The organism is Rhizobacter sp. P2_H2, from assembly GCF_056403375.1.
In genome coordinates, this window is record NZ_JBFUFP010000845.1 from 1 (window position 1) to 2,417 (window position 2,417).

General features: G+C 70.0%; 4 protein-coding genes. 3 read left to right on the top strand and 1 reads right to left on the bottom strand.

The features are described 5' to 3' along the window. A partial coding sequence (locus AC1D15_RS27150; protein WP_477828454.1) for an HD-GYP domain-containing protein occupies positions 1-844 on the top strand: 844 nt, incomplete at its 5' end. On the opposite strand, the gene gpmA is transcribed toward AC1D15_RS27150, so the two are convergent. Beyond that, positions 845-1,591 carry a 2,3-diphosphoglycerate-dependent phosphoglycerate mutase gene (gene gpmA, locus AC1D15_RS27155; RefSeq protein WP_477828455.1) on the bottom strand — a complete coding sequence of 249 codons (747 nt, stop codon included), beginning with the start codon at positions 1,589-1,591 and terminating at the stop codon, positions 845-847. A 97-nt stretch (positions 1,592-1,688) separates the two neighbouring features. Here gpmA and AC1D15_RS27160 point away from each other — a divergent pair, with 97 nt between their 5' ends. Beyond that, positions 1,689-2,099 (top strand): rhodanese-like domain-containing protein, encoded by a 411-nt coding sequence (locus AC1D15_RS27160; RefSeq protein ID WP_047499715.1) that lies wholly within the window; start codon positions 1,689-1,691, stop codon positions 2,097-2,099. Positions 2,100-2,145: 46 nt separating this feature from the next. Continuing rightward, a complete protein-coding gene (gene grxC / locus AC1D15_RS27165) occupies positions 2,146-2,412 on the top strand; it encodes a glutaredoxin 3 (protein ID WP_477828456.1) in 267 nt (88 codons plus the stop codon). Positions 2,413-2,417: the final 5 nt, after the last annotated feature.

Sequence of the window (2,417 nt, forward strand, 5' to 3'; positions counted from 1 at the left end):
GGCCGAGCCGGGCTTTCCGGCGCGCATCGACGAGTTCGCGGGCAGCCTGGTTGCGTTGATCGAGCGCGATCCCGACATCGGCATCTTCCTGTCGGTGCGCAAGGACCGGCCGCGCATGCTGCTGTACGGGCTGACGCATTCGCTGCACACCGCGCTGCTGTGCTGCCTGATGGCGCGCCGCCTCGGCTGGAGTGCCGCGCGCACGCTCAGCATCGTGAAGGCCGCGTTGACGATGAATGTCGCGATGCTGGAGCTGCAGGGGCGGCTGGCCGCGCAGGGCGTGCCGGCGATGCCGCCGCAGCTGGAGAAGGTGGCACTGCACCCGCAGCAGGCGGTCGAGCTGCTGCAGGCGACCGGTGTCGACGATGCCGAGTGGCTGCAGGCGGTGGCCGAGCACCATGAGCGCCCGGGCGGCGGCGGCTACCCGCTCGGGCACGCGCAACCGTGCGAGATGGCGCGCGCGCTGCGCCTGGCCGATGTCTTCATGGCGCGCATCACGCCGCGCATCAGCCGGCCGGCGATCAGCACGCAGGATGCGGCGCGCCAGCTGTTCCAGGATGACGGCGGCGGCCCGCTGTCGATGGCCATCGTCAAGGAGCTGGGCATCTACCCGCCGGGCGACTTCGTGCAGCTGAAGAGCGGCGAGCAGGCGGTGGTGGTGCGGCGCGGCGACAGTGCGAGCACGCCGATCGCCGCCAGCATCACCGACCGCCGCGGCATGCCGGTCACGCAGACGACGCGGCGCGACACCGCGTGCCAGGAATTCGCGATCGTCGCGGCGCTGCCCGACAAGTCGCTCGCGGCGCGCATGCTGCCGGAGCGGCTGTACGGGCTGCCGGCCTGATCAGGCCTTCCTGCCCTGGTTCGCGACGGCGGCGGCAGCAGCGGCGGCCGCCGCGGCATCGCCCAGGTAGTAGCTCTTGATCGGCTTCAGGTTCTCGTCGAGTTCATAGACGAGCGGGATGCCGTTCGGGATGTTGACGCCGACGATGTCGGCATCGGCGATGCCGTCGAGGTACTTCACGAGCGCGCGGATGCTGTTGCCGTGCGCGGCGATCACGATGCGCTTGCCCGCCTTGATGGCCGGGGYGACGCTGTCGTTCCAGAACGGCAGCACGCGGGCGACGGTGTCCTTCAGGCATTCGGTCAGCGGCACGTCCTCGGGCCGCAGCTTCGCGTAGCGGATGTCCTGGCGCTGGCCACGCGGATCGTTCGCGTCGAGCGCCGGCGGCGGCGTGTCGTAGCTGCGGCGCCAGATCAGCACCTGCTCGTCGCCGTACTGCCTGGCCATGTCGGCCTTGTTGAGCCCCTGCAGCGCGCCGTAGTGGCGCTCGTTCAGGCGCCAGCTGTGCACCACCGGCAGCCAGGTGCGGTCCATCTGGTCGAGCGCGTGCCACAGCGTCCAGACCGCGCGCTTGAGCACCGAGGTGTAGGCCACGTCGAAGTCGTAGCCCTCGGCCTTCAGCAGCCGGCCGGCCTGCCTGGCCTGCTCGACCCCGGTGGGCGTCAGCTCGACGTCGGTCCAGCCGGTGAAGCGGTTTTCCAGGTTCCAGGTCGATTCGCCGTGGCGGATCAGCACGAGTTTGTACATGGCAGGCAGTGGTTGTGGGGCGGGCGGGGTGCGACCCCGGGAGGTAGAGCGGCGAATTCTATAATTCCGCCCTTTGCCTCCAACCCTGGGCTTCGCAGTGAAATTCCTTCTCGACAACTGGTATCTGTTCGCGGTGGCCCTGGTGTCCGGCGGCCTGCTGCTGTGGCCCTCGCTGCGGCGCGGCGCGCAGGGCAGTGCGCTGAGCACCGCCGATGCGGTGCACCTCATCAACCGCGAGAAGGCGGTGCTGATCGACGTGAGCGAGGCCGCCGAGTTCGCCGCCGGCCACCCCGCCGGCGCGAAGAACGTGCCGCTGGCACAGATCGAGACCTCGAACGCGCTGCCGAAGAACAAGGCCTTGCCCCTCGTGGTGGTGTGCGCGAGCGGCGCACGCGCGACGCGCGCGATCGGTATCCTTCGCAAGGCAGGCTACGAGAACGCCCGCGTGCTGGCCGGCGGCCTGAAGGCGTGGCGCGAAGCGAACCTGCCGGTCGAGAAATCGGCCTGAGGATTCAGGGGCACGCACCGTGCGGGCCCGTCGTTGGAGCGAAGCGATGCAAGCCGTGAAGATGTACACCTCGATGGTGTGCCCCTACTGCCACCGCGCCAAGCAGCTGCTGAAGTCGCGCGGCGTCGACCAGATCGACGAAGTGCGCGTCGACCTGCAGCCGGGCCTGCGCGACGAGATGATCGAGCGCACCGGGCGCCGCACCGTGCCGCAGATCTTCATCGGCAGCACGCACGTCGGCGGCTGCGACGACCTGGTCGCGCTCGACCAGCGCGGCGGCCTGCTGCCGCTGCTGTCTGGCTCGGCCGCCTGACACAC

Coding starts and splice junctions, on each gene's coding strand:
- grxC (WP_477828456.1), top strand. CDS start 2,146: ATGCAAGCCGTGAAGATGTACACCTCGATGGTGTGCCCCTACTGCCAC.